28 protein-coding genes and 1 pseudogene are annotated in these 24026 nt (G+C 50.1%); 16 read left to right on the forward strand and 13 right to left on the reverse strand.

The features are described 5' to 3' along the window. Nucleotides 1-27: 27 nt before the first annotated feature. From E3U44_RS04860 to E3U44_RS04915, 12 genes are all read left to right on the forward strand, one after another. Nucleotides 28-945, forward strand: a complete 918-nt coding sequence (locus E3U44_RS04860; RefSeq protein WP_240761731.1) for a DUF3450 domain-containing protein — start codon at nt 28-30, stop codon at nt 943-945. Continuing rightward, complete coding sequence (locus E3U44_RS04865; RefSeq protein ID WP_134356926.1) at nt 942-2435, forward strand: MotA/TolQ/ExbB proton channel family protein; 1494 nt, start codon at nt 942-944, stop codon at nt 2433-2435. The genes E3U44_RS04860 and E3U44_RS04865 overlap by 4 nt, the downstream gene beginning before the upstream one ends. A gap of 20 nt (nt 2436-2455) precedes the next feature. Then, nucleotides 2456-3082, forward strand: a complete 627-nt coding sequence (locus E3U44_RS04870; RefSeq protein ID WP_134356927.1) for a MotA/TolQ/ExbB proton channel family protein — start codon at nt 2456-2458, stop codon at nt 3080-3082. Between the two features lie 6 nt (nt 3083-3088). After that, entirely contained in the window at nt 3089-3493 is a 405-nt protein-coding gene (locus E3U44_RS04875) for an ExbD/TolR family protein (protein ID WP_013034697.1), read from the forward strand. Between the two features lie 14 nt (nt 3494-3507). Next, a complete protein-coding gene (locus E3U44_RS04880) occupies nt 3508-4143 on the forward strand; it encodes an energy transducer TonB (RefSeq protein ID WP_134356928.1) in 636 nt (211 codons plus the stop codon). 42 nt (nt 4144-4185) lie between these two features. After that, nucleotides 4186-5367: a tetratricopeptide repeat protein gene (locus tag E3U44_RS04885; RefSeq protein WP_134356929.1), complete on the forward strand. Its 1182-nt coding sequence runs from the start codon at nt 4186-4188 to the stop codon at nt 5365-5367. A gap of 149 nt (nt 5368-5516) precedes the next feature. Then, nucleotides 5517-5870, forward strand: coding sequence for a hypothetical protein (locus E3U44_RS04890; RefSeq protein WP_134356930.1), 354 nt, complete (start codon nt 5517-5519; stop codon nt 5868-5870). Between the two features lie 59 nt (nt 5871-5929). Next, nucleotides 5930-6364, forward strand: a complete 435-nt coding sequence (tnpA, locus tag E3U44_RS04895; protein WP_134356931.1) for an IS200/IS605 family transposase — start codon at nt 5930-5932, stop codon at nt 6362-6364. 138 nt (nt 6365-6502) lie between these two features. After that, a complete protein-coding gene (locus E3U44_RS04900; protein ID WP_134356932.1) occupies nt 6503-6772 on the forward strand; it encodes a carboxypeptidase regulatory-like domain-containing protein in 270 nt (89 codons plus the stop codon). A 259-nt stretch (nt 6773-7031) separates the two neighbouring features. Further along, nucleotides 7032-7322: a hypothetical protein gene (locus E3U44_RS04905; protein ID WP_134356933.1), complete on the forward strand. Its 291-nt coding sequence runs from the start codon at nt 7032-7034 to the stop codon at nt 7320-7322. Continuing rightward, nucleotides 7306-7764, forward strand: coding sequence for a TonB-dependent receptor domain-containing protein (locus tag E3U44_RS04910; protein WP_134356934.1), 459 nt, complete (start codon nt 7306-7308; stop codon nt 7762-7764). Before E3U44_RS04905 ends, E3U44_RS04910 begins: the two co-directional genes overlap by 17 nt. A 450-nt stretch (nt 7765-8214) precedes the next feature. Then, the gene (locus E3U44_RS04915) at nt 8215-8775 is read left to right on the forward strand and encodes a hypothetical protein (RefSeq protein ID WP_206054892.1); all 561 of its coding nucleotides are present in this window, start codon (nt 8215-8217) and stop codon (nt 8773-8775) included. A gap of 294 nt (nt 8776-9069) precedes the next feature. Here the strand turns inward: E3U44_RS04915 and E3U44_RS04920 are convergent, their stop codons facing one another. Together E3U44_RS04920 and E3U44_RS04925 are read right to left on the reverse strand one after the other, a co-directional pair. Further along, on the reverse strand, nt 9070-11451 hold the full coding sequence (locus E3U44_RS04920) for a sodium:solute symporter family protein (protein ID WP_134356935.1): 2382 nt from the start codon (nt 11449-11451) through the stop codon (nt 9070-9072). A gap of 699 nt (nt 11452-12150) precedes the next feature. Beyond that, complete coding sequence (locus E3U44_RS04925; protein ID WP_134356936.1) at nt 12151-12843, reverse strand: TVP38/TMEM64 family protein; 693 nt, start codon at nt 12841-12843, stop codon at nt 12151-12153. Nucleotides 12844-13189: 346 nt separating this feature from the next. Here E3U44_RS04925 and E3U44_RS04930 point away from each other — a divergent pair, with 346 nt between their 5' ends. Then, nucleotides 13190-14797, forward strand: a complete 1608-nt coding sequence (locus E3U44_RS04930) for an OpgD/OpgG family glucan biosynthesis protein (RefSeq protein ID WP_134356937.1) — start codon at nt 13190-13192, stop codon at nt 14795-14797. A gap of 292 nt (nt 14798-15089) precedes the next feature. On the opposite strand, the gene E3U44_RS04935 is transcribed toward E3U44_RS04930, so the two are convergent. The 6 genes from E3U44_RS04935 to E3U44_RS04960 all read right to left on the reverse strand — a co-directional run bounded on the left by E3U44_RS04935 (nt 15090) and on the right by E3U44_RS04960 (nt 18868). Further along, nucleotides 15090-16673, reverse strand: coding sequence for an alpha-amylase family glycosyl hydrolase (locus tag E3U44_RS04935; RefSeq protein WP_134356938.1), 1584 nt, complete (start codon nt 16671-16673; stop codon nt 15090-15092). A gap of 327 nt (nt 16674-17000) precedes the next feature. Next, on the reverse strand, nt 17001-17192 hold the full coding sequence (locus E3U44_RS04940) for a hypothetical protein (protein ID WP_134356939.1): 192 nt from the start codon (nt 17190-17192) through the stop codon (nt 17001-17003). 271 nt (nt 17193-17463) lie between these two features. Continuing rightward, nucleotides 17464-17676, reverse strand: a complete 213-nt coding sequence (locus E3U44_RS04945; protein WP_134356940.1) for a cold-shock protein — start codon at nt 17674-17676, stop codon at nt 17464-17466. A gap of 231 nt (nt 17677-17907) precedes the next feature. Next, nucleotides 17908-18129 carry a hypothetical protein gene (locus tag E3U44_RS19190; RefSeq protein WP_166804994.1) on the reverse strand — a complete coding sequence of 74 codons (222 nt, stop codon included), beginning with the start codon at nt 18127-18129 and terminating at the stop codon, nt 17908-17910. Nucleotides 18130-18454: 325 nt separating this feature from the next. Further along, nucleotides 18455-18670 carry a type II toxin-antitoxin system HicB family antitoxin gene (locus tag E3U44_RS04955; RefSeq protein ID WP_134356941.1) on the reverse strand — a complete coding sequence of 72 codons (216 nt, stop codon included), beginning with the start codon at nt 18668-18670 and terminating at the stop codon, nt 18455-18457. A gap of 12 nt (nt 18671-18682) precedes the next feature. Continuing rightward, nucleotides 18683-18868 (reverse strand): type II toxin-antitoxin system HicA family toxin, encoded by a 186-nt coding sequence (locus E3U44_RS04960; RefSeq protein WP_134359664.1) that lies wholly within the window; start codon nt 18866-18868, stop codon nt 18683-18685. A gap of 148 nt (nt 18869-19016) precedes the next feature. Here E3U44_RS04960 and E3U44_RS04965 point away from each other — a divergent pair, with 148 nt between their 5' ends. Further along, entirely contained in the window at nt 19017-19202 is a 186-nt protein-coding gene (locus E3U44_RS04965; RefSeq protein ID WP_206054893.1) for a type II toxin-antitoxin system RelE/ParE family toxin, read from the forward strand. Next, nucleotides 19168-19524 carry a HigA family addiction module antitoxin gene (locus E3U44_RS04970; RefSeq protein ID WP_206054894.1) on the forward strand — a complete coding sequence of 119 codons (357 nt, stop codon included), beginning with the start codon at nt 19168-19170 and terminating at the stop codon, nt 19522-19524. The genes E3U44_RS04965 and E3U44_RS04970 overlap by 35 nt, the downstream gene beginning before the upstream one ends. A gap of 292 nt (nt 19525-19816) precedes the next feature. Here the strand turns inward: E3U44_RS04970 and E3U44_RS04975 are convergent, their stop codons facing one another. The 5 genes and pseudogenes from E3U44_RS04975 to E3U44_RS19845 all read right to left on the reverse strand — a co-directional run. Continuing rightward, entirely contained in the window at nt 19817-20959 is a 1143-nt protein-coding gene (locus E3U44_RS04975) for an RNA-guided endonuclease InsQ/TnpB family protein (protein WP_134356943.1), read from the reverse strand. Nucleotides 20960-21012: 53 nt separating this feature from the next. Beyond that, nucleotides 21013-21150 carry a DUF4926 domain-containing protein gene (locus tag E3U44_RS04980; protein ID WP_134356944.1) on the reverse strand — a complete coding sequence of 46 codons (138 nt, stop codon included), beginning with the start codon at nt 21148-21150 and terminating at the stop codon, nt 21013-21015. A 189-nt stretch (nt 21151-21339) separates the two neighbouring features. Then, complete coding sequence (locus E3U44_RS20535) at nt 21340-21429, reverse strand: hypothetical protein (protein ID WP_420812613.1); 90 nt, start codon at nt 21427-21429, stop codon at nt 21340-21342. Nucleotides 21430-21792: 363 nt separating this feature from the next. Continuing rightward, nucleotides 21793-22308, reverse strand: coding sequence for a DUF2141 domain-containing protein (locus E3U44_RS04985; RefSeq protein WP_134356945.1), 516 nt, complete (start codon nt 22306-22308; stop codon nt 21793-21795). A gap of 444 nt (nt 22309-22752) precedes the next feature. Next, nucleotides 22753-23308 (reverse strand): annotated as a pseudogene (locus tag E3U44_RS19845) (IS3 family transposase); the annotation flags it as partial. A 153-nt stretch (nt 23309-23461) separates the two neighbouring features. Between E3U44_RS19845 and E3U44_RS05000 the strand changes: the two are divergent. Continuing rightward, a complete protein-coding gene (locus E3U44_RS05000; RefSeq protein WP_134356946.1) occupies nt 23462-24007 on the forward strand; it encodes a hypothetical protein in 546 nt (181 codons plus the stop codon). Nucleotides 24008-24026 lie beyond the last annotated feature (19 nt).

The following is a 24026-nucleotide window of genomic DNA, read 5'->3' on the forward strand; positions in this document are numbered from 1 at the left end:
CCTGTCCCCTGGCTCCACGCCACCGGCTTGCTCCAGAAATACTTCAAAACTTTCGCTAAAGTACTTAAGCAAAATGCAAACAAAATGTCATCAATCATTCATAATTTTGTCATCTTTGTTTTTTACCATGTCGCTTCTTTCAATTCAGGTGTCAACAACGCTGGATATTTAATGATTCCTTTTTCTTCTATTGCTGCAGCATTGCCTAGAGTCGCATTTTTAGTCGGATGCTTCCTGCTTTGGAGTGGTGTCCAGGCGGATAGCCTAGACAATTTGGCAGAGGAGCTTATCCGCATGCGCAGCGAAGTTGAAGAGCTGCAGAGTCAGCTTGATCTAGAAAAAGAAAAACATAAGAACCGCATGGAGGTTTTGTCCTCTCAGTTGGCTGAGTTGAGCACTGAAAACCGGCGTTTGTCTTTATCAGTGGAGCAATTGCATCAAACTTTTGAAGAACACAGGCAGCAGCTAAGTCATAGACAATCAGGGGAGACGGAACTTTTACCAGTCATGCTTAAGGCAGTTGATTATCTGCAAGATTATGTACGGACTGGACTCCCGTTTAAAGTCGAGGGTCGTCTGAGGGAACTAGAACAATTGCATACTCAATTGAAGACCGGTGTTTTAGACCCGAAAAAATCTGCTAACCGCATTTGGGCATTTATTGAAGATGAAGTCCGGCTGAGTAAAGAAAATGGAATCTACCGCCAAACCATTCAACTGGACGGTGAAAACAACCTCGCTGAGGTGGCTAAAATCGGCATGATGTTGCTCTTTTTCCAGACCGAGGATAGCCGGGTGGGAATGGCGCAACAGGACAAAGATCATTGGCGTTTCGTGGTAATGGACACAGAACAAGACCGCAAACATATTGTTCAGCTTTTCGATTCCCTCAAGAAGCAAATCCGGCAAGGATATTTTGAATTGCCTAACCCCCTCGAGTCATGATGAGTATTCGGTCTTTTTTTATCTGCCTGATGATGCTATGGGTCATCGCTAACAGTGCTGTGGTCCAGTCCGAGGACAATTCTTCTATCCCTAGAGTTGCCGGACAGCCGGAGGAAAACTCCCCTGAGCAATCGTCATTACCTGCTCAAAAACCTACTGAGTTAGAAACCTTAGAAGCAGCCTATAAGCGAGAATTTGCTTTCCTCCAATCTCAAAAGCGGGAACTCGAACAGCGCATCGATAATTTTCGTCAAAAGAGTCAAGCTAGCGAGCGGCAATTGGAAGGAAATATCCGCTCCCTAGAGCAGAAGAATGTCTCTTTAACCGCCGAGGCCGACCGCCTGAATCGAAGTATCGAGCAGGTGGAACGGCGTAGCGAGGCCGCCCGGGAGCGCAACGAATTGTTGCAAATGACCTTTAAGCAAGCAAACGCCACTTTGGAAAGTTATGGTTTCAAGCTTCAATCTCAGGCCCAGTTTGAGCAGGCCGCTCCAGAGAAAAAACTTGCATTTTTGTTCGGGCAAGGTCTGAGACTGTTGCGCCAAGTGGGACAGGTCCAACGGACTCAGGATAAATTTTTTCTTGGCGATGGCACGGAAGCCGAAGGAACAGTGATTCGTTTCGGTAATATTGCTGCTTACGGGGTAAGCCCTCAGGGCGCCGGTATTCTTGTGCCTGCCGGCGGTGAACAGTTCAAGATGTGGTCGCAGCCAGCTCCGGAAGTGGCCAAGACATTGGCAGCAGGGCAACAACCGCCGACTCTGAAAATCTTTTTATTCGAATCCCAGGATCAAGCCATTGAGGAGAAAGCTGAAAAAACCCTCTTAGTGACCATCAATGAAGGGGGGCCGGTTGCTTGGGTGATCATGGGACTGGGAGGAGTGGCGTTATTGCTGATACTTCTGCGGGTACTGTTCTTAAGCGGAGCAAGCGCCAATACCCGTCGCTTGACTCAGCAAGTCAATGATCTTATCCAACAGGGAAAGCATCAGCAGGCCCAAGAACTTTGCCAGCAGACTCGGGGGGCTATTGCCCGAGTAATGGCGGCAACTATTCGTAATTTGGATCGGGACCGGCCTCATTTGGAGGACATCATCTCCGAGGCTATTTTGCATGAATCAGCCCACCTTAATCGCTTCGGATCGGTGATTTTGATCATTGCTGCCATTTCGCCGCTCCTGGGGCTATTGGGAACAGTGACCGGCATGATTTCCACCTTTGATATTATCACCGAATTTGGGACCGGCGATCCTAAACTCCTGTCCAGTGGTATTTCCATTGCCTTGATCACCACCGAAGTCGGCTTGGCGGTGGCTATTCCTACCCTGTTCGTGGGTACGCTCCTGTCGAGCTGGGCGGAACGAATCAAGGATAACATGGAAAAGGCCGCCTTGCGCGTCACCAATATTTCCCAAGTAGATAAAAAAGTAGAACCGGCATCGGCGGCAAGCGCCGAACCTGAAGGTCCTCTCGCCTACTCCGCAGTGTGATTCATAGGCTTAACGAAGCGATGAATTTTTCCGAGATTTGGGAAGCAGGGAGTCATTTCTATCAAGCGGGCGGCTATGTGATGCCTCCCTTGATGGTGGCGACCTTACTGTTGTGGTTTGCTATCGGTTATCGCTTTTGGATCTTGCGCCGAGGGACCGTCTTGAGTGTGAGGGAATGCCTCTGTCGACTCCAGGAAGAGCCCCACCATCAGCCTCAGGGAATGATTGAGCACATGATTGTCCAGGGGTTGGCCATTGCTAGAACCCGTCCGCCTTATTTGCGGCGTCATCTAGACGAAGTATTTGCTGCTCAGGAGCAAGAGCTGAAGAAGTTTGCCACGCTCATCCGAAGTATCGTGGTGATTGCGCCTCTGCTCGGGCTTTTGGGAACGGTGGTGGGCATGATTGAAACTTTTGAATCCTTGGCGGATATGGCCCTGTTCACCCAGTCAGGAGGGATTGCAGGAGGAATTTCTCAAGCCCTGTTTACAACCCAGATGGGATTGGTGGTCGCTATTCCAGGATTACTTATCAAAGGACTGCTGGATAGGAAGCAGAAGCAGTTAGAAATGGAATTTGCCCAGATTAAAGACCTACTTTGCAGTGACACATTTTCATCAGCCACTCAGGCAGCATCTAATTTCTAGTTAAATATGCGATACCGGGAACGCAAAGAAGATTCCAGCACCATCGATATCTCGCCGCTTATCGATATCGTGTTTATTTTGCTGATTTTTTTTATGGTCAGCACGACCTTCATCAAAGACATGCAGCTGGAGCTGAATCGACCCAATGCCTCCAGTGCTTCATTGGCTTCCACCAAGGCGATTCGCCTTTACATCGATCAAAGTGGCGAAACCTATCTCGATGGCGAGCCCATCCGCTTGTGGCTAATCCAAAGCAAGCTCAGGGATATGCTTAAAACCACGACCTCAAAAACCGTGCTCGTGGTGACGGACGACGGGGTGCCTGCCGGTAAGTTGGTGGAGGTTGTGGATCAAGCCCGCCTGGCTGGCGCCCAGGATGTAGGGGTGGCCACCGAGCGAGAAGCGGGTTGACGGGATGGGCAACGATGAACAGTGGGGCAGGGAAATACCTGGCGGCGGTGATTTCCATGATGGTAGGGGGCACCTTGGTCTTTGGGTTAGTGATTTTGATGAATCGTCTTGCCCCCCAAGTGGAAAAGCCGCCAACTCCGGAAGCGAGAAATTTAGCGGTAGTTAAGCAACCTAAACCCAAACCTAAGAAAGAGATCAAGCGGCAAAAGCCTAAACCTAAACCGAGGCGCGTCACCCCGCCTGCTCCTTTGGCAGGACTCGATTCCGCCCTATCTGGTATTGACCTGGGACTGCCTGGTTTAGCGACTGATGATTTGAGCGATCTCAACGATCAACTCCTGGGCAATACCCAAGTGGGGGTGATGACGGAGGATTCAGTGGATGTTCCGCCCCGCCCTCTATCTCGCGGATCGTTTAAATATCCTCGCAATGCTAAAAAGCGAGGCATCACCGGGTATGTGGTCCTTTCCCTGTTGATTGACGAAGATGGAGAAGTGGTCCAAGTGAAAGTCTTGGAGGCCTCTCCGAGCGGGATTTTTGATGCTTCGGCGGTGACCGGGATTAAGCAATGGCAATTTGAACCAGCGAAATATCAGGGCAAGAAGGTAAAAACCTGGGCCAAACAGAAAATTAAATTTGATTTGGGCTAATGCGAGTAGCGCTTTGACCATGTGCCGGAATGCAAATTGAGCATGAGCAGAAAGATTTCTCCCCTCTCTATGTTGGTCCTGCTAGTGGCGGTGCTGTGGCTCGGGGTGACTTTTAGCCTTGCCGCCAAGGAAAAGGAAAAGCCCGATCCTGCAGAAACGGATTTTCTCGCCTTAGCGGCAATGCTGCTCAAGGATGGCCATTCTCTCCGCGCTCTGACCACCTTAAATCAAGTGGACCCGGAAGCGGAGGAGTTGGACCGGGGGCGGTTTTATACCCTCAAGGGGTTGGCTCAGCTCAATCTTCAACAGGAAATCGAGGCCAAGGAAAGTTTCCAACAGGCGTTGGCCCATGGTCAGACTGAGCCGATTATCCATGTTTACCTCGCCCAGGCCCACTATGCCCTCAAAGAGTACCGCGAAACCGTTGCTGCCATTGAGCAAGCGGGGACCGTGATCCATCAATATCCGGCCCTCTATGAAATGAAAGCCCAGAGTTACTGGCTGCTGGGAGAGCAGAATGCAGCCTGGCGTACTTTAAGCGTTGCCCACAAGGCCTTTCCTGAAGATTACCGTTTCCTGCGCCGGCAAGTATTTTACCTCTTGGATCTGAAACTCTACCGTCAAGCTGCAGAATTGGGGCGGCGTTATTTTGTTCAATCCCAAGCCGAGGTGGCTGATTACATGGCTATTGGCAATGCCCTTCGACTAAGTAGGCAATCTCAGGAAGCCTTGACTATTTTGGAACAGGGGCGGTTGCTATACCCCCATCATGAAGGTCTAGCGAAGGTCCTTGCCCATACCTATTTGGATCTAGAACAGCCCTTTTCGGCGGCCTACCTGCTAGAACAAGCAGCCCGCAATAATCCTGAATTGCTTGCCGAAGCCGCTGAACTCTATCGTCGCGCTGGCCGATTCTACCGGGCCTTAGGCCTCAATGCAGAGATTCGCAATCAAAAGGTTAAATTCAAACAGCGGCTTTCCATTCTTCTTGCCCTCAAGCGCTATGCCCAGGCAAGTGGTATGGAAACCGACCTTTATCGAGTCGGCTTACTAAGCGACGAAAATATTCGTTATGCCATTGCCTATGCCAATTTTGCTATTGGGGATTATGAGCAAGCCGATCAGCATTTGAAGCATATTCGCACGCCTGATTTGTTCAAAAAATCAGTGGCCCTCAGGCGGGCAATGGATGAATGTCGAGCAGAGCCGGAGCGATGCTTATAGGAGCGTACTGAGCCGTTCCCCCATTTTCCTGAAGGCAGCCGTGGGGCGTGGGGCGTGGGGCGTGGGGCGTGGGCAAGAAGGTACTTCTTTCCCTAGGTCTTTAACGATCCCAAATAACAACAATAAGCTGGCATAGCCCACTGGTGATCATGCGATATTCTTTTGTTTTCCTTGCCCTGCTGATAGGGATTCCCGGTGCTGGATTCGCTGCGGACCCCGCCGAATTATCCATTTATCTTTTTCAAGAAGGCCGACCCCAGTCGGAGGTGAAACTAGTTGTGGATGGCCAGCAATCCTTAAGCAGCGACCGGGATGGCGCCATTCACCTTTTGATTGAACCGGGTTCCCACTGCTTAAGTTTTAGCCGCTCTGGGAAGAGTCTCTTCATCTATGACCTTACGGTGGTAGCAGGGGAAAATATCCGGCTGTTTATTATTTTATTGGTAAATGAAAAAAACCACGTCCTCTGGGCGTGGTCAGAGTTCAACGGCTTTGCCAGTTGAACGGCTCATTGTTACCTCTATTCCGCGTTGTCCCCACAACGCACCGAGAGGTAAGAACAATGAGCCGTTTTCGGAAGCTATCACATACAATCTGGCACTGTCAGTATCACATCGTATGGGTGCCGAAGTACCGTCATCGGATACTGACGGGACGGGTGGCAGAGGAAGTCGGGTGGTGCATACGCGCTTTTGCAGAGCAGCAGAAGGGGGAGGTGGTGGAGCTGAATGTCCAGTTCGATCACGTTCATTGGTTGGTATGGGTGCCCCCGAAGGTCTCGCTCTCGGATTTTGTGGGAACGGTGAAGGGACGCACGGCGATACGGGTATTCAACAAATTCCGAGAGCTAAAGCGCCGACTGTACTGGGGTCATCGGTTTTGGGCGCGAGGGTACTGTGTAGATACGGTGGGATTGGATGAGGCGAAAATCCGCGCGTATGTGCAGTACCAAGAGAGACGAGAGCGCCGGGCAGAGCAACAAGGTCTGGATGTCTAATTGATTGACGAGTGAAAGGGGGCAACTTAAGCCTTGCCTCCTCTGGGGGCAAGGCAGACTCATCCCCTTTTAGGGGTCAATACAAATCCACCCGCTCTGCGGGTGGATTCTTTACTTGCGGATTCCAGGGAGCCTTCCATGGAAGTGGAAAGCTCCGCAGTAGGTGGCGAGAAGGTTGAATCCAAACAGGAGGTGGTGAAAGGCGAGCCGGGTTTGATCCGAGGCCGGGTGCTTTCAGCCGAAGACGGCAATCCTTTGGTGGGAGTGAAATTGTATGTGAGCGGTTTGAATCTGGAAATGACCAGTGATCAAGAGGGGACTTATCAAGCAGAATTGCCTCCAGGGGAGTACAGTGTTTCGGCGGTGACCGCCGGCTTTAATACCCAGATTCGCGATTCCATCAATTAGCAGTGGACAATTTTCCTTTTCCCGCCGGGCAGACAGCAATCAGACGATCTTTGCCGATTTAACTGATAATGACGATACCATTCGCTTTTCCGTCAATCTGCCGTTAGAACTATTCAACCGCCTCGATCTCAATTTATCCAGTGGTTATCTTTCCCGGCAGCGTGAACGGGAGTCGGAAATCCGCCGTTTTGATTTTGCCCAGTTCGGTCCTAAATCCCGGGATCCGGAAATTCTTGCCCTTTCTTCCCTGGAAGATATCTTGTCCCCAGAAAATATTGGGGTTGAGGGATTTCAACTCCGCGAAGCCACCCGCCCAACCGATAATTATGAAGCCATCCAAGAGTTAGAGGCTTATTTTAGCCAAATTGATGCCAATTTTTTTGATCGGCTACGTTTGGCGGGGGGGGTGCGGGTGGAAGACAATCGCCAGAGCGTCAAAACCTTCGCTTTGTTCAATCCTAATCAGGAGCCTATTGAGTCAGTGCTCAGTAGCGTCGATCTACTGCGTGCCGTGGCGGCCACTTATTTCCTGAGTGAGCAACAGCTATAGTGAGACCCTTTCCCGTCCCGACTTTAGGGAGCTTTCCCCAGCACCGTTCATCGATCCGGAATCTGATGCAGAAACCGTGGGCAATCCAGATCTCCAGCAGATTTTTATCACGAGCTACGATTTACGCTGGGAGTACTACTTCTCGCCTAGTGAACATATGTCGGCTGCCTTTTTCTGGAAGGATATCCAAAGCCCCATTGAAAAAATTCTTCTGCCGGGTCCCGCTGGACTGCTGACTTTGGAGAATGCCGAAACGGCCAATGTTTGGGGAATTGAACTGGAATTGATGAAATATTTGGATTTTATCCATCCTCGTCTAGAGCATTTTTATTTCGGCGGCAATGTCACCTATACCCAGTCGGAAATCCAACTCAAGCCAGAGGATTTGGCTGTGCAAACCACTGGTCAGCGGCCATTCCAAGGGCATTCCCCCTATTGTTAATGCGCAGATTGGCTATGACAATCCCGCTCGGGGCATTGTCGCCACCCTGCTCTACAATACTTCCGGCGAGCGCATTATTGAAGTAGGAACTTTAGGGGCACCGGATAAATACGAGCAGCCCTTCCATCAATTGGATTTCGTGTATCGTCACCAATTTGGCGATCACTGGCGGTTGAATTTAAAAATGAGAAATCTCTTAGATGATGAAATAGAGGTACTGCAGGGAGATAAGGTGACTCGTGCTTTCCGTCCGGGGCGGGAGTTTAGCATTGGTTTTACGTGGGACTTTTAAGGCCGGTGAACGTGGCTCCATGTTGGCAAAGCTCGGCTTTCTCTCTCAGCGATTGTCGCTATTTTGTCATCTTTCTGTCATCTGAATTTAAAAATACTGTCATTCCCGCCCCTTAAACTGTGATGAGTTACTCAATAAGCATACAAGGGCACTACTCCATGAAACGAACGAATACTCTCCGCAAGATGATTATCCCTGCTGCCTTGATTGGGGGATTAGGCATGGGATCAGCATACGCCATCAATGTTGAGAATGTTGATGGTACGCTTACTGGTAATTGGTGGGAAGGCCCAGAAAAATCTGGCCGTGGTTTGCTCTTAGAGGTGACGGAGGCGGACACGGGCAATGTGTTGGTTGTGAACTGGTTCACCTACGATGACGGTGGCAATCAAATCTGGCTGAACGGTGCCGCGCCTGTTGACAGGGGGTCTAACTCTGTCACTGTACCTCTTATCCGCAAGGAAGGCGGTCAATTTGGCCCCAATTTCCAGGCTGACCAGGCCAGCGCTATCGATTGGGGGGAAGCCACCTTCACTTTTGAATCTTGTAATCAAGGGACAGTCGATTTTAATGGCCTAGATGGCACCGGTACTTTTGAAATCCAAAATTTAACTCGCCCCCAAGGCATTACTTGTGTCATTGAAGAGGTCGACTTTATTGGTGCTTTCCGAGATCGCAATGATGATTGGACTCAGGATTGGACTATTGGCCTCGATTAATTATCTTTGTTTCTGTTAAGAAAAAAACCCGTGGGCTGTAGAGCTTGCGGGTTTTTTATTGCCCTCCGCTAGTGGAGCCAGAGATTTCATCTCGTGCTCTAACTGATCGCTTCCCTTTTACAGAGTTTCTGAATCCTCGCCTTATTAACAGTTTTTTTCACTACGTCTAGGTTCTTTTGGGCATGAGATACCAGAGGACAATGGCCACGAGGAATAAAGTTTTTCCTATGCTTGCGCTTGATGAGAGCTTTCGCAATGTCACTGTTCGCTTCCAAGAAACGATTGACAATACAGTCACTTAAGTGGCATTTTAGGCGGATTTTCCTGCAGTTCAATGGCTGAGGTAAGAATGATGCGCTTTGCATGTCTTCGGCTGGGTTTGACCTTCAGCCGCCCTTCTATCTGATACAAGCGCTCCTCAATATGCTCCAGGATATTATAGGCAAAGGGCTGAGCTTTGTCTGGCACCCTGTCGAGGGATGCTTCAAGATTGATGCTCTTTTTCGGTATCAACTCAATTAAATGGTACCCGTCCTGCTGGCCGAGAATCACGCGCACTTTGGCCAGTTTGAAGTATCGGGCCATATACAGGAGCAAATCTTCTACATTCTGGAACATTAAAAGGCGTTGTCCAGGTTCTTTCATACAGTGAGCACCGCGTACCCCAACTTCCACCTCCATCCCATACACCAACTTCATATGGTGAGCGAGTTGCTGCAGGGCAGCCAGCAAACCACCTTTCTCTTCAAGCAAAATGTGATCAGTTACCTGAACATCTTGGGGCTGGAGTGAGCGGTCGATTTCTAGATCTTCTTGTCTCAATTCGCGCCACCACAGTGGGATAAGCGCGATACCGGCCAGTAGGAGAACCCATGGCCAAAAAGCGGACTCACCAGGGATACTGAGTATAAGTTTGCCCACGCTGACAAGCAGGAAAAATAAGGACAGGGCGGTGAGAATCGCAGCTTTCAGCCGTCGTTGAAATGCTTCCAATGGCGCGTTGGAACGATCGCCCGCTTTCTGTGCCGTATTTGACCAGAAGCCGAAGGGTTGGACCCGCTCATAGAAAGAGACGAGCACCTGATCATCGGTGCGCGGTGTTACATAGGTGATGCCGATCGCTGCACTGGTGGTTACCAGCGCCATAATGCTAAGGCGCAGCCATTCGGTCTCAGGCTCCATTCCTAAGAAAAGTAATAGCAGTGGCGCGGTGATCAGGGACGCGGCTATGGCTGCCAATTCTGAATACAGATTAATTCGTTCCCATAGCCACCGCAGGATCAAAACGGAGCCCATTCCGGCACCGAACAACAGCGAGATGAACCAGGCCGCTTGAATTGATCCCAAATTGGCCATGATTGCAAGCGCAATCACCAGGATCAGGATATTTGCCAATCGCGCTACGATGACCAATTCATGGCTTTTGGGCTCCCGTTTGAACCAGTGTTGGGAGATTAGGCGATCATAGATATCATTACTCCAGTACGAAGCACCCCAATTCAGGTGCGTGTCCACAGTTGAAGCCAATGCCGCCAATAGACCGACCATCATCAAGCCGCGAATGCCTGGAGGCAGTAACTCGTTAATACCGGTGGCAAAGAGTATCTCTCGGGAGGTTGCAAAATCTCCGCCGCTGATCTCTTGGGGCGAGAATGGATACAGAACAAGCAAGCCCACCGCAATGGCCAACCAGAGCAGGCTGCGGAGGAAAATCTGCATCCAGGCGAAGACCACCCCAGCCACCCGCGCATCCCGATCAGTGCGGCAAGCCATGGAACGCTGCGCCAGGTAACCGGTGCCATCTGCGTTCATCTGAAATAACCATTGCAGGCCAATCAAGGTCAAGAAGGGCAACAAGAGAGCCGATGTGGCTTCTGGGAAGAACGAGAGCATTCTGCTAGCCTCCTCGGCGCCATAAAGGTGAATGACTTGCGTCGCCAACCCCTCTAGTCCACCCACTTCCTTGATAATAACCCAGGCGTAAATGAAGGTGCCGATCATCGCTAAAATAAACTGGACTACGTCTGTGGCAACCACTGCACGCAACCCGCCCGTGGTCGAATACATGGCCGTGAATAGGAGAATCAGCAGGATCGATATCGCGTTATTAGTTGTCGCGATCTCTGGTGCAAGGCCCGTTACACTTTCGCCCAGCCGCAGTCCAGTCCCTGCAATGGAAGATACGACCGATTCATAAAAGCCACTAGGCAGCCACTCATGCCAAGGCAAGAATACCTCAGTAATACGCACAGTCGCCACCATTACCATAGCGAGAACAACACAATTGATAACCGTGCCGTAGTAAATTGCCTTCAGACCACGCAGCAGTAACACTCCCCGTCCGCTGTAGCGGGTTTCGGTAAATTCAGCATCAGTAAGCACTCCGCTGCGCCGCCAGCCAATGGCAAAGACAAAGGCCATCAACAGAAAGGCAAAACCGTAAATCCAAAGGCGCCAAAGCGCAAAAATCCCGGCTGTGGCGATCAAGCCGGTTACCAGCAGTGGTGTGTCCGCAGCAGATTGCGTAGCGGCCATAGAAAAGCCTGCCCGCCACCCGGAAATGGTCTTACCGGCAAGAAAGTACTCTTGCAGATTTTGAGAAGCTGCTCGGCGGGAATATAACCCAGCTGAGATAGCATAAACCACGAAAGCAAGGACAATGAGTAGATCAATCATGATACTGAGCGCATATTGTGCAGTTTGGCGGAAACCCCGAGATAGTTGCTGTCGTAATTCTCAGAAACTTCCTTTCCATTTAGCGACCTATTAGGTTTATCGACTTGCAACTCCACCCATTCTTTTGCTTTACTTTTAGCAAACGTATTTGTATGAGCTTAGTGGAGCTGTTTTGCGATGTCGATGATTTCTAGCGCATTGGTTTCTGAGTGGCCGTAGTCCAGGTAGAGAGCAGCCTACGGGGAATTAGCAGCCGAGTCGATGCTAGCTAGGATTAGCACCAGAGTTTAAAAAAAAATAGCCCGGAGGGGATCCGGGCTAAAGGGTTTAGAGATAGTACCACGACTTTTCCGCCTCGTGGCCAGGCTGAATTAGAAAAGCTGTTATGGGTAAGTATATTTTTATGCTCGCGAGTATTCTATAGAGGAATACCCTATCAGGGATAACCCTAAGATAGGAGACGGGATCGAACCACCGAGTTGGTGAGGTCTATCATCTTTTTGAGTAGTTTGAATATAATGCGGCAGAGCTGTTGTCCCAGTGCGCGGATGGCCTGATTATGGTTTTCCCTCGGCCTGTTTTTTCTCACAGTGATGCTCGATGTGCTCATTTGGAAGTCTTACCATACGCTAAATATAGCATTGAATATTTGACTGTGAGAACTGAGCCTTTTGCTCTAATATTGCCTCGGCTTATAATTCAATCCGAGTCTTGCCTTACTTCACCGGAATTGCTTGTTAACTTTGAGTGGCGGCGAGAAAATTCGGTGATGAGGCCGAACAGGACCAGGATTATTAACGCCCCCGTGGCTTCGTTCAAATCATGCTTATACAAGGATTCGCCCAGCATAATAAACACTACTGCGTAAACTAAAGTCACCGTAAAAGAAACCAAAAAATAGGTTAAGAAAGGCACACCACCTATGCTGAGTAGATAGTTTTTTATAAAAATTGGTAAACCGGGCACTAATCTTACGATCAAAGTGAATCTGAACTCATGCCCAGGCCACACCGTAGGCAGGGTATAGCGCGTATGCGCCAATAACCTTTCTAATATTCGCCGCAGCCCGCTCCGGGCAATCCAGTAACACAGCACCAGATTAACTGCTAAACTCAGCGCTGAGCCTATCAGGCCTAGGGTCATGCCAAAGGTTGCCCCCACTAGCAAGTAAAAGGGGGTTATCGGAATCCCAAACGCGGGCATAATTGCCAGGGCGGTAAAAAAAGGCAAGGCCCCGGCGTCCCGTTTCCATGCTAGAAAAGCTTCATAATCCCAAGCAAACCAGAGCCCTGCACCGAGTATTATCATCGACACAATACCAATTACCTTACTCCAGCTAGAGTATCCTTCTCTAGCGATCACCTCGCTAGCTTGCTGCTTTTTTGTCTGCACGACATTACTCCTCTGCTTGCCGTTAATTCGCCACCTAGGGAGCGAGAGGGGGAATCACGGATTATATATTATGAACTACTCTCGCAAATCCTTCAGACTATGTAAGCAATTAGCAAGACTTGGCCCTTTGATTTATGATGTCATTATCATATCCGCCTAACGAGCCTGTATATCAGATGGTAGACTCCTTTATCTTTCAGTAGGGGGCGTTGAACGTAGCGAAACCTACCATGATCAGAATGCTATGGAGGGGAATGGAGAATTTTTGTCCAGTCTTTAGTGCGGGTCAGCTTTTGTATTAAAATACACCCCATTCTGACCACTTCAGCATAATGGCAATATGGCAATGAAAAGACGCATTTTTCTGCAAAGTGCTGCCCTAGCCGGTGGCGCCCTATCTTCCCTCTCTTCTTTATTGGCATGGGCTGCTAGTGGTGAAAAAATCAAATTGATTGGCGGACCAGAACCCTTTAATTATGCCTGGCTGAAAGGTCTGGCCCGTACGCTGGCCACTCAGCCTTACCAGAGCTATGCAGCTAAGCTGCCGGCCTCCCTGCAAAATCTGACTTGGGATCAATATCAGCAGCTGCAGTACCAGCGTGATCATGCGCTCTGGGGCGATCGTGACAGCAATTTCCGCGCTCAGTTTTTCCATCTAGGGCTTTATTTCAAAACCCCGGTGCGCATGTATAAAGTGAGCAACGGTCAGGCCCAGGAGATCGCTTACGATCCGGCTATGTTTACTTACGGCAAATCCGGAGTGGAGCCGAGCAAGCTGCCGAAGGATCTGGGTTTTGCTGGTTTCCGCCTCAACTACCACAGTGACTGGACCCGGGATGTGGCGGCCTTTCTCGGCGCCAGCTACTTTCGCGCCGTAGGAGGGGAGATGCAGTACGGCTTATCCGCCCGTGGACTGGCCATTGATACCGCCATGCCGCGTCCGGAGGAGTTTCCTGAGTTTGTACGTTTCTGGCTGGAGCAGCCAGCAGATAACAGCCAATCGCTGGTAGTCTATGCCCTGCTGGATTCCTCCAGTACCAGCGGTGCCTACCGCTTCACCATCACTCCTGGGGATACTCTGGTCATGGATATGGATGTCGCTCTGTATCCGCGCAAGCCTATTGAACGCCTGGGTATTGCACCCATTACCAGCATGTATATGGTGGGGGAGAACGACCGCCGCGCCAATTGGGACTGGCGTCCGGAAATCCATGATGCTGATGGTCTAGCCATTTGGACAGGCAATGGTGAGTGGATCTGGCGGCCGCTCAATAACCCGCGCCAGATGCGCTTCAACGCTTATGATGATAATAATCTCCATGGCTTCGGCCTGCTGCAGCGCGACCGCAATTTCGACCACTATCAGGATGATGGGGCGTTCTATGATAAGCGCCCTAGTCTCTGGGTGGAGCCCAAGGATGCCTGGGGAAAAGGTTCGGTGCAGCTGGTGGAAATCCCTACTCTAGATGAAACCTTCGATAATGTTGTGGCCTTCTGGAATCCAAAAGAGCTGGTAAAGCCGGGGCAAGAATACCTTTATAGTTATCGCCTCTACTGGAGTGGGTTGCCCCCTGTCCACACTCCCCTAGCCTATGTGGTGGCCACCCGTAGCGGCTTGGGTGGGGTAGTGGGCCGGCGCCGTAATTATTTTAGCTGGCGTTTTACTGTGGATTTTATCGGCGGCAAGCTGGCACTGCTGGGTAAGGATGCCAAACTGGAAGCGGTGGTGACCTCTTCCCGTGGCCGAGTGGAGCTGCTCTCCTGCCGGCCTCAGCTACACATCGGCGGCTATCGGGCCCAGTTTGATATAGTGCCGCTGGATGTAAAGCAGGACCCCATCGATATCCGTTTATTCCTCAAGCTGGGTAAGGAAGCGATGAGCGAAACTTGGCTGTACCAGTGGAATCCGCCGCCTGCTAATGAGCGGGATCTGCGTAATCCAGGCCACCTGTAAGTCTACCTGCAAAGGGAAGGAGTAGGGGGCGAAACTGTGTGTAGATATCATTCAGCTGCCATGTCCCTCTGGGACAGTGCGCCTTCAGATTCCAGTCTTCTCAGTAGTCAAATCTACATCCACCTCTGGCCAATAGAAATGATCCGGAGACGGTTCCTCGACATTGTATTTAGAAACAATGGGCTAAGTTTTATTTCATGCTGACCTTAGAATTTAATATTCTAAATAGTAAATAGCAATAGACAAGACTTGACCTATTAAGATAACCCCTTAATGCTGACTTCGCTGAGCCTTACACCACAATAATCACGCCTTCGTTGCCTCGCAGTTCCACAACTCCATGGACTTCTTCTTTTTCGCGATTCATAAAAGTGGAGAGTAAAATGCGACCATGCCTGCCCCCTTCACCAATATTGAAGTTTTGGGGTTCTGCGCTCAGGTTCAGCACTACCAGCAATCGTCGTTCACCACCTTGGCGTTGATAAGCGATAAATGGATCCTTCCGGGGGACGGATATATAGGCGCCAGATATCAGCGTTGGCTCGCACCGACGCAGATTAATGAGGCGTCGATATAAGTTCAATAATGAGTGTGGATCATTGTGTTGGACAGCGACATTAACCGTCGAGAAATCCTCAGCTACGGGCAGCCAGGGTTGACCGCTCGTGAAACCGGCATGTTCGCGGTTGTCCCATTGCATGGGCGTGCGAAAGGGATCACGGCTGCGATCTGTCCGTTTTCCTTGTGGATCTTCCTCCTGTTCGGGTGCAATAGGGACATCTTGCATCCCAATCTCGGCGCCGTAGTAAAGTGTAGGCGTCCCGCGCAGAGTCATATGAAGCATCGCTGCTACCCGAGCCTGCTCGCCTTGCGCACGGCTGGCAATGCGAGTCGAATCATGGGTGCTAATGGTCCAGGTGGGCCAGCCCTCCGCCGGAAGCTGATTTTCGTAGTGGTCGATGGTGCTGGCCAGTTTATCAGCGTTCCAGGGTGACCAAGCGAGTTGTAGATTAAGTGGCAGATGTAACTCTGGTGCCTGCTTACCGTAATAGCTTACTACCTTCTCAATCGGCAGATACAGCTCACCTGCTAGCATGCGGTCATCATAGTCATCGACCACCCGCCGTATCATGGCGAAAACATCATGTACGGTGGGTTGATCGCGAGTGTACTTAGGAAGTACCGCTTTGTCTGGTGCCTGGTCAGGTTGATAATCCGGATTGGGTGGGTTATCGCGGAATTGATCATCCTTAATCAAAAGACAAGTAGCGTCAATTCGAAAGCCATCCACGCCTCGTTCAAGCCAAAACCGTAACACATCCAGCATGGCCTGCTGAACCTCTGGATTGCGCCAGTTAAGATCGGGTTGCTCTTTCAGGAAAGTATGACAGTAGTATTGGTCGGTCTCATTAGACCACTCCCAGACACTGCCGCCAAATACACTAATCCAATTGCTAGGTGGTGCGCCGTCCGGCTTAGGATCACGCCAGATATACCAATCTCTTTTAGGATTATCGCGGCTTGAGCGGGATTCCATAAACCAGGGATGTTGATCAGAAGTATGGTTGGGTATCCAGTCTAGGATAATTTTTATTCCGCGATCGTGGGCTTGTGTTACCAGAGCGTCAAAATCGTTCAACGTCCCGAAGAGAGGATGGATATCCGTATAATCGGTCACATCATAGCCAAATTCGGCCATAGGCGATGGATAGATGGGGGATAACCAAATTGCTTCGATGCCCAGGGACTGAATATAGTCAAGCTTGTTGATAACACCAGGCAGATCACCTTCTCCGTCACCGTTGGTATCAAAGAAGGAGCGGACGATGAGCTGATAGATCACGCCATATTGCCACCAGTGAAGATTTTTGGTCATACGCCTTCTTTAATGTTTACGACTATCCTTGAAAAGGTATTCTCCGCTTGTCTTGAGAGCGCTAGGGCGCTTCTTTCATTCACAGGGTTATACTCTTTCAAAGTCCCTCTTCCCGGATGATTGCCCAGCTGTTAATTCAAAGTTTGCTTAAATTCCGGTGGGGACAAATCATCTTTAAATAGGTTTAGCACTTCTACTTTAGTTTTCAAGTAACACCGGCATCAATTCACGAGGAGGAAAGGGGAGGCTACCCTTTTTTTCTAGGACGCCCTATAGGTCGATACTGCAATATTCTACCCGCAATTTTCGCTCTCACCGGATTTCGCTCTACATACCGGATCGCTGCCCATAAATAGGCATCGTCCAAGGGCGATGAGAAAAACCGGCCTTGCCACACAGGGCCTTTCCAACCGCGTGCCCAATTAACTCTTTGCGCATACGTATGTGCAATGGTTTCAATACCTGTTGCAAGCCTTCTTCGCTCTCTGGGACGGCGACAAGATGAATAGAGTTTGTCATCAAACAGTACGCCAGAATTTCAACTTAGTGTTTGCCCCAGTATTCTTTCATCCAAACGAGATAAACCGTGCGATCTTCCTCCGTAAAAAAATACGTTCTATCGTTGAGTGATGTGGTGCGGTATCCTCCCAAAAACCACTGGGCTTAATGAAGCCTCTCCTTTTCCATCCGTTTTCTTCATTCAGCAATTAAGATATTACTCCCTTACTTTATTTTGGAGCAAAAAAAAGCCGGCACTAGAGGCCGGCTTTTTCTCAAAGGAAGGTGGTTTTTATAAAACAGTCACCTGGTCAGCTTGAGGGCCTTTCTGGCCGGGGACTTCAATGAAGCTGACTTGCTGACCTTCCTCGAGGGACTTATGGCCATAGCCCGTGATAGAACGGAAGTGTACAAACAGATCACTACCGCCGCTTTCCCGTTGTATAAAGCCATAACCTTTTGCATCGTTGAACCACTTTACGGTTCCTGTTTCTTGTACTGACATAGAAATTTCTCAAAAATAATGTAACTCTCTGACATTATAGAAATGCCAGTGAATAAAACTACGTATCGAAGGGGGAACGAATTAGGGCAGAAATGAATTTTTGGGAAAAAAACAACAACTACACAAATACGTGATCCTTAAATACCCTCGCCTTTTCTATCCTAGTTAAGAGGAAAGGCTGTCTTTATGATATATGATTAAGGGGATAATAACAAGCTTTATCGAACGTGATTACGCCTTGCTCAAATAAAGAAACCCCGCGAAATAGCCTGCGGCAACAATCCGGTCATCTCCCCCATCGGAGGGAGGGGTAATCTTGATCTGATTATGCGGCGCTAGGATTATCCTCGCAGTACGGATCCGTGCCGGCCGTCGCCGGTCATCCGGCTGAGAGCCGTTCCGAGAGTGCACGGAGTAGCATCGCACCGTCGTTACCCCTCCAAACGCTGCCATGCATGCACGCTAGCGTTGTGGGCTCGCTCATGGCCAGACGTTCTACTAGTCTCACGGCAGTGATTACTTTTGTTGTGTAGTGAACGGTGGATACTAAATAGTTCTTCTAGCCGTAATGATGAAGCCGTGCTGCGTAACGAGCCTGTAGAAAAACTTATATTTTGCCACAGGCGCACTTTCACAAACTGCGCGCTTGCAGGGAGGAGGTAAGGGTCTACCATCAGGGCTTGCCATATATAGGTTGAATATTTTGATGTGAGAATTGACCCTTTTGGCAAGCGGCCTTAGCGTCCTGGAGCTTTGCAGGATTTGCTTGAGCGACGGGTTAGGCGATATCAATGTCAACGTATTCAACTTGACTGCTTGGTGGAGGAATTAGCTCACCATCCTCTCGCATTCCTTCAAGATGAAACTCAATGGCTTCCCGAATCTCTGATTCGACTTCCTCAATGGTAGAACCGGTAGCTACGCACCCAGGGAGGTCTGGGACATAGGCAGAATAGTTGCTTGCAGCCTTTTCAATAACGATTGCATATTTCATGAGAATCCCTATCTATTTCCAGCCAGCTTGCTTGAAAATGCTATTGATGGTTCCGGGTGCCAGATCATCACCAGGCTTTCCCGAAACTGTGACCCGGCCCAACTTGGACGGGTGTTTGAACTGGCGATGGCTACCCCGAATTGAGTGGAGGTACCAGCCGTCGTCTTTCAATTTATGGAGAATATCACGGACTTTCATCATTTTGACAGCTTCGCTATGGGCATGGTTTCATGCTTGCCTAACGAGCCTGTAGAAAAACTTATATTTTGCCACAGGCGCACTTTCACAAACTGCGCACTTGCAGGAGGATCAATACAAGAGGGCCAGTTCCTACATTCTTATATCAGTGCGTCTTGATCGTCTCGATGCCATCCAGCGGCCCGAAGAGATGAATCTGCCAGGCTTTGATTTTCACGAACTCAAGGGCCAAAGACCCACGCGCTACAGTGTGCATGTGAATGGTCCCTGGTGCATCACTTTTGAATTCGAGAAGGGCGATGCCTGTCGAGTTGATTTTGAACAGTATCATTAAAGAGCATGACATCATGAAGGAATATTCCGCCCAGCGTAATCCCGATCGCTGCCCGTCCCATTCGGGCGCGCTGCTGGCCGAACTCATCCCGGCAACCGGCCACAGCAAGACGGAAATCGCTCGCCTTCTGGGTATTTCCCGCCAGCATCTGTACGATATCGTCGGACAGCGCAAGCCGGTCACGCCTACTGTTGCCGTCAGGCTTGGTAAGCTGTTCGGCGATGGTGCCGGGGTTTGGATGCGAATGCAGGCGAGTTATAATACCTGGCACGCCGAACGTGAGGTGGATACCAGCGATATTCCCACCCTGACTGCGGCTTGAGCCTTGCTTACATTCTAAGGAAAGAAGGAAAAGGGGGCAGACCTCTTTTCTTTCGATTAGCTAAAAAATTTTTTTTCTAAGCGGCGTGCTCAGGCCTTACGGAGAGAACATCTGAATCTGAAACGAGCGTGCATCTTTCGTCGTCAATGTGACTAGCGCGTGGGTTTTACCGGTTTACCGGTTCCCATAATGAACTCGACCTCAATGCCGTCCGGTTCCTGACTTTTCCCCGCCCTGTCGGGCGAGGGTTGTTGGATCACTCCAAGAACTTTCCTCGTTCAACACGCCTTCCCTAGGCGACAACGCCTGTTGTCGCCCCCGTTCCAGTCGCTCCAGAGGCTAACCCCGCCGGCCCGGCGGTTTTGATATTGAGCGCCGCTGCGATGTCGCGGTCATGGACAGCCCCGCACGAGGGACAGCTCCATTCACGCACGTCCAGCGGCAGCGTTTCGTTGATATGTCCGCACCCTGGGGTGGGGCAACGCTTGGAGCTGGGGAACCAGCGGTCGATCTCGACTACGGTTCGCCCTACCCACTGCGCCTTGTACTTCAGTTGACGGACAAACTCACCCCCATTGGCATCGGCTATGTGCTTGGCAAGCCGGGGGTGTTTGATCATGTTCTTCACCGCCAGAGATTCAACGTACACGACTTGGTTTTCGTTGATCAGTGTGCGGGTCGCCTTGTGGGTGGCGTCCCTACGGCAGTCAGCTATTTTGGTGTGCATACGGGCCACCTTCAGCCGCAGTTTGTTGCGGTTACGGGAACCTTTCCGCTTCTTCGCCAGCTTACGCTGCAGATAGGCCAGCTTCGCTTCGTACTGCTCGGTGTACTTGGGATTGCCGAATTTGAATCCGTCGCTAGTGACGAACAAGTCTTTCAGACCCAGATCGATGCCGACCGTCTTGTTGAGCACCGGCATCGGTTCGGACTCGAATTCACACAGCATGGACACAAAATAGCGTCCCGCTGCGTCCTTAGAAATCGTGATAGAGGAGGGCTCCGACGGCAGACCGTCCTTGAAGCTCCAGTGGATATTCAGCGGTTCGCTCGACTTGGCGATGAACAGTTGGCCGTCCTTGAACCGGAACGCGGCTTTGGTCAGCCGGATTGACTGGCGCCGATGCTTGGATTTGAAACGCGGATACCGCGCTTGCTTCTCCCAGAAGTGCTTGAAAGCCTGCTGCTGATCGCGCAGCGACTGCTGGAAAATAACGCTGGAAACCTCATTCAGCCAAGAAAAGTCCTGCTTGAGTTGGACAAGCCTTTTTTCCAGCGCCGAATGGGCAATGACTTCGCCGTTCTGATAGAACGCATCGGTACGATGCTTGAGCGTGTTGTTCCAAACGAAACGCGCACAGCCGAACGAACGAGCCAGCAGTTCGGCTTGTTCAGCTGTGGGATAGAATCGTTCCTTGTACGCCCTCTTCGTCATATTTGCATCTTACAAAAATCAGCGAATTCTGTAAGCCGCCTCGCGGCTTGCGCTTATATCACCGCCCAATTGGGCGATGCTTTACGCCCTATTGGGTAAATTTCAACAACCGCGCCAAGATCATCTTTCTTAAGATAGTGCTCCGGCATGTCTCTTTTTAATACGACGGTATCTAGCACTTTGATGGTCATTCTCGTTCTCCCGGATACGCGGTAACAAATCGAGGAAAATCTTCTTTCTTTAGAACAATCTAAGCTGTCACTAAGTATATCGACTTTCCGTTTGAACATGATAATTCGCCCCGGATTTCATACTTTTGCCCATAAGGGGTGGATTCTTCCTCCACGGCTTATCCCGCCAAAAAAACTTTTAAATCAGCATCATTCGCTTTGTCGATAACCAAGCCCTCGAAATAGAGCCGCTTTGAATCGTCCAATGGGGTGGGTATCCGACAACAAGTAATTCCGGATTTTCTCTTCGGCATGATCGCCCGATCAGGATTCGGCAGCTTCAAAACTCGGTCCTTATGATTTTAACGCCTCTCATGAACTAGAGCAGAATCGTCTTATAACGACCTTGATACAGGTACTCTACCAAGCCGTAGTAGCGATTCGAAAATTCTAGTCTTGAAGGTCTTGTTATACATCGAGTATAGGTTGAAGTTTTGGATATTAGAGGGCAACAAAATATGGGTGTCCTTTATTCCGTTATTCCTTATTCCCGCCTCCCTGATAAGTTGATATTCTAAAAATAGTGAATAGCAATATACAAGACTTGACCCACTATATCCAGTGTGACCCCTATATCCACAGTGTTCATGCAAAGATCGCTCATTAATTCAAACTGATCGTCAGTTCTAGGTTTCCCCCATCGTACGGAAAGCTGGCGGCATCAAATGAAGGCGCGCTCATTAAGGCTTTTGCGCCGCTTGAAAAACCGTACCCTTCCGTGGGTACCCCCAGCCAGTTGGTGTCAAGCTTGCCGTTCCTATTTTCATCATGAATCACGGCAAGCGCATATGTTCCTAGCGGTATGTCTATAAAGTGGCAATGCGCTTCCTTATCCCGAACTTTTATCATCATGAGATTGACTGCGGAACGCATAAATTCATTAGGAAAGCCGTCGGGCGCTTCGAAAAGCGCGCAAGCTACTGCTCCAGCGCTGTTTTTGATGTTCAGAATATTCACGTGAATTCCAGGGCACGATGATTGGGCAAACACGATGGCGGGAAGATTCGCAAACACCAGCACCGCACACAATGCTATACATCGAACTCCCATCGGGACCCGCGTCACCGAATGCCTGACCGTGGAGGCCAACGTGGACTTCCGAAGAGTTGGCTCACTCATGATCTTCCTCCTAGCCCCGACTTGTGCAGCCTGGTTGAGTCCGCCACTAGACGCTCCCGTTCGTCGGCGCTTCACACCGACGAACATGAAATAGATACCCACGGGTAAACCCGTGGTGTTCTGTCTTGCGACCGCATAAAACACCAAAAGCACGCCCAAATTTCGCCCTTGCCATATCATTGGGATGACCTCTCCCTAATAGTGGGTTTACAGCGTTAGCGCGTTTGTTCCGTTTGCAGGGTTATACCCTTTCAAAGTCCCTACCCCTGAATGATTACCAAGTCGCTCCCTTAAGGTTTACTTAAATTCCCGTAAGGGAGAGCAAATCATCCTTTCTTTAAACCTATGGTTTAGCACTTCCGTTTTAGTTTTCAATATGAAGTTGACGTTCTCGTTGAAGAGCAGAATCTGGAATGATGTGGCAAGGGTTTTCCGGACAAATGATCAGGCCACTTTTCGGTTATCTTTCTCATAGCCTAATGGGGTTTGATAACCGAGAGTTGAGTGGCGCCTCTGGCGGTTATAAAAGACCTGGATATATTCAAAAATTTCCTGCTGAGCTTTCTCCCGTGTCTGATAGCGTCGGTGATGGGTTAGCTCGGTTTTCAAGGTATGAAAGAAAGAAAGAAACTTTCTGCCGGGGCATTGCCCCAACAACAGCCCTGACGGCTCATACTACAAATGAAGCCTATGGTCCTTGAGGGTTTTTGGGTAGCGATTGGAGGCGTATTGACTGCCTTGATCGCTATGGACCAGCAGCCCTTGAGGGGGCTGACGCTTCCAGATGGCCATTCTCAAGGCATCCTCCACCAGTTGAGCGCTCATGCGCTTGGACATCGCCCAACCCACCACCGCTCTGGAGTAGAGGTCAAGGAAGACGGCAGGGTAGAGCCAGCCTTCCTCTGTGGGGATGGTGGTGATGTCACCACACGGTATCGGGCTGTTCTACCCGAAATTCCTGTTCCAACCGATTCGGGGCGACAGGACGGCCATGGGGTGATAAGTCCATTGGACCAGCCCTTTCAAGGTGAGGGATTAATCAATTCAGGAGCCCTTGTAGAGAAATTTTCTAACCCTTTTTTTCTTGAACGGTAGGTTTTTCGTTCGGATTGCACCAAAATACCTTTTTGTTTTCAAGAGGGTGGGCTCAGCGATGGCATTCAGTGCAATTTTAAGCCGATTTAGGGAACACAGTCCTCTCCCTGTGATGGCCAGAGCCTTACTGGAAAGGGCATTGACGGAAGAGAAACTGGAAGCGTGTTTTGAGAACGCCACCGAGAAGCGATATACGCGAGAGCTGTTATTTTCCTCGATATTCGAATTGATGAGTTTGGTGGTCACTCAAACCTTTTCTTCCATCAACGCGGCTTATCAAGCACGGAGAGAGACGATAGGCGTGTCGATAACGTCGGTGTATAACAAGCTCAATGGCCTTGAAACGTCGGTATCGGCGGCCTTGGTGCGGGATAGCGCCATGGAGCTTGGTGGGATGATTCACGCGCTAAAGGCCACGTGTTTGCCCCTGTTGCCAGGCTATCGGGTCAAGAGGGTGGACGGCAAGGCAAAAGTGGGGGTCAGGTCAAGACCCGCACCGCTTTCATCGATAAATATCAGCGCCTCATCCTCAATCTGGACCCGTTTCTCTCGATACGCTGCCCTGAGCCTTTGGACCCGGGGGCTCTTTTGCTCAGGGTCATAAAACGTGTTTTTTACGGCGG

Origin of the sequence: Nitrosococcus wardiae (assembly GCF_004421105.1) — a bacterium.
Taxonomy (GTDB): domain Bacteria; phylum Pseudomonadota; class Gammaproteobacteria; order Nitrosococcales; family Nitrosococcaceae; genus Nitrosococcus; species Nitrosococcus wardiae.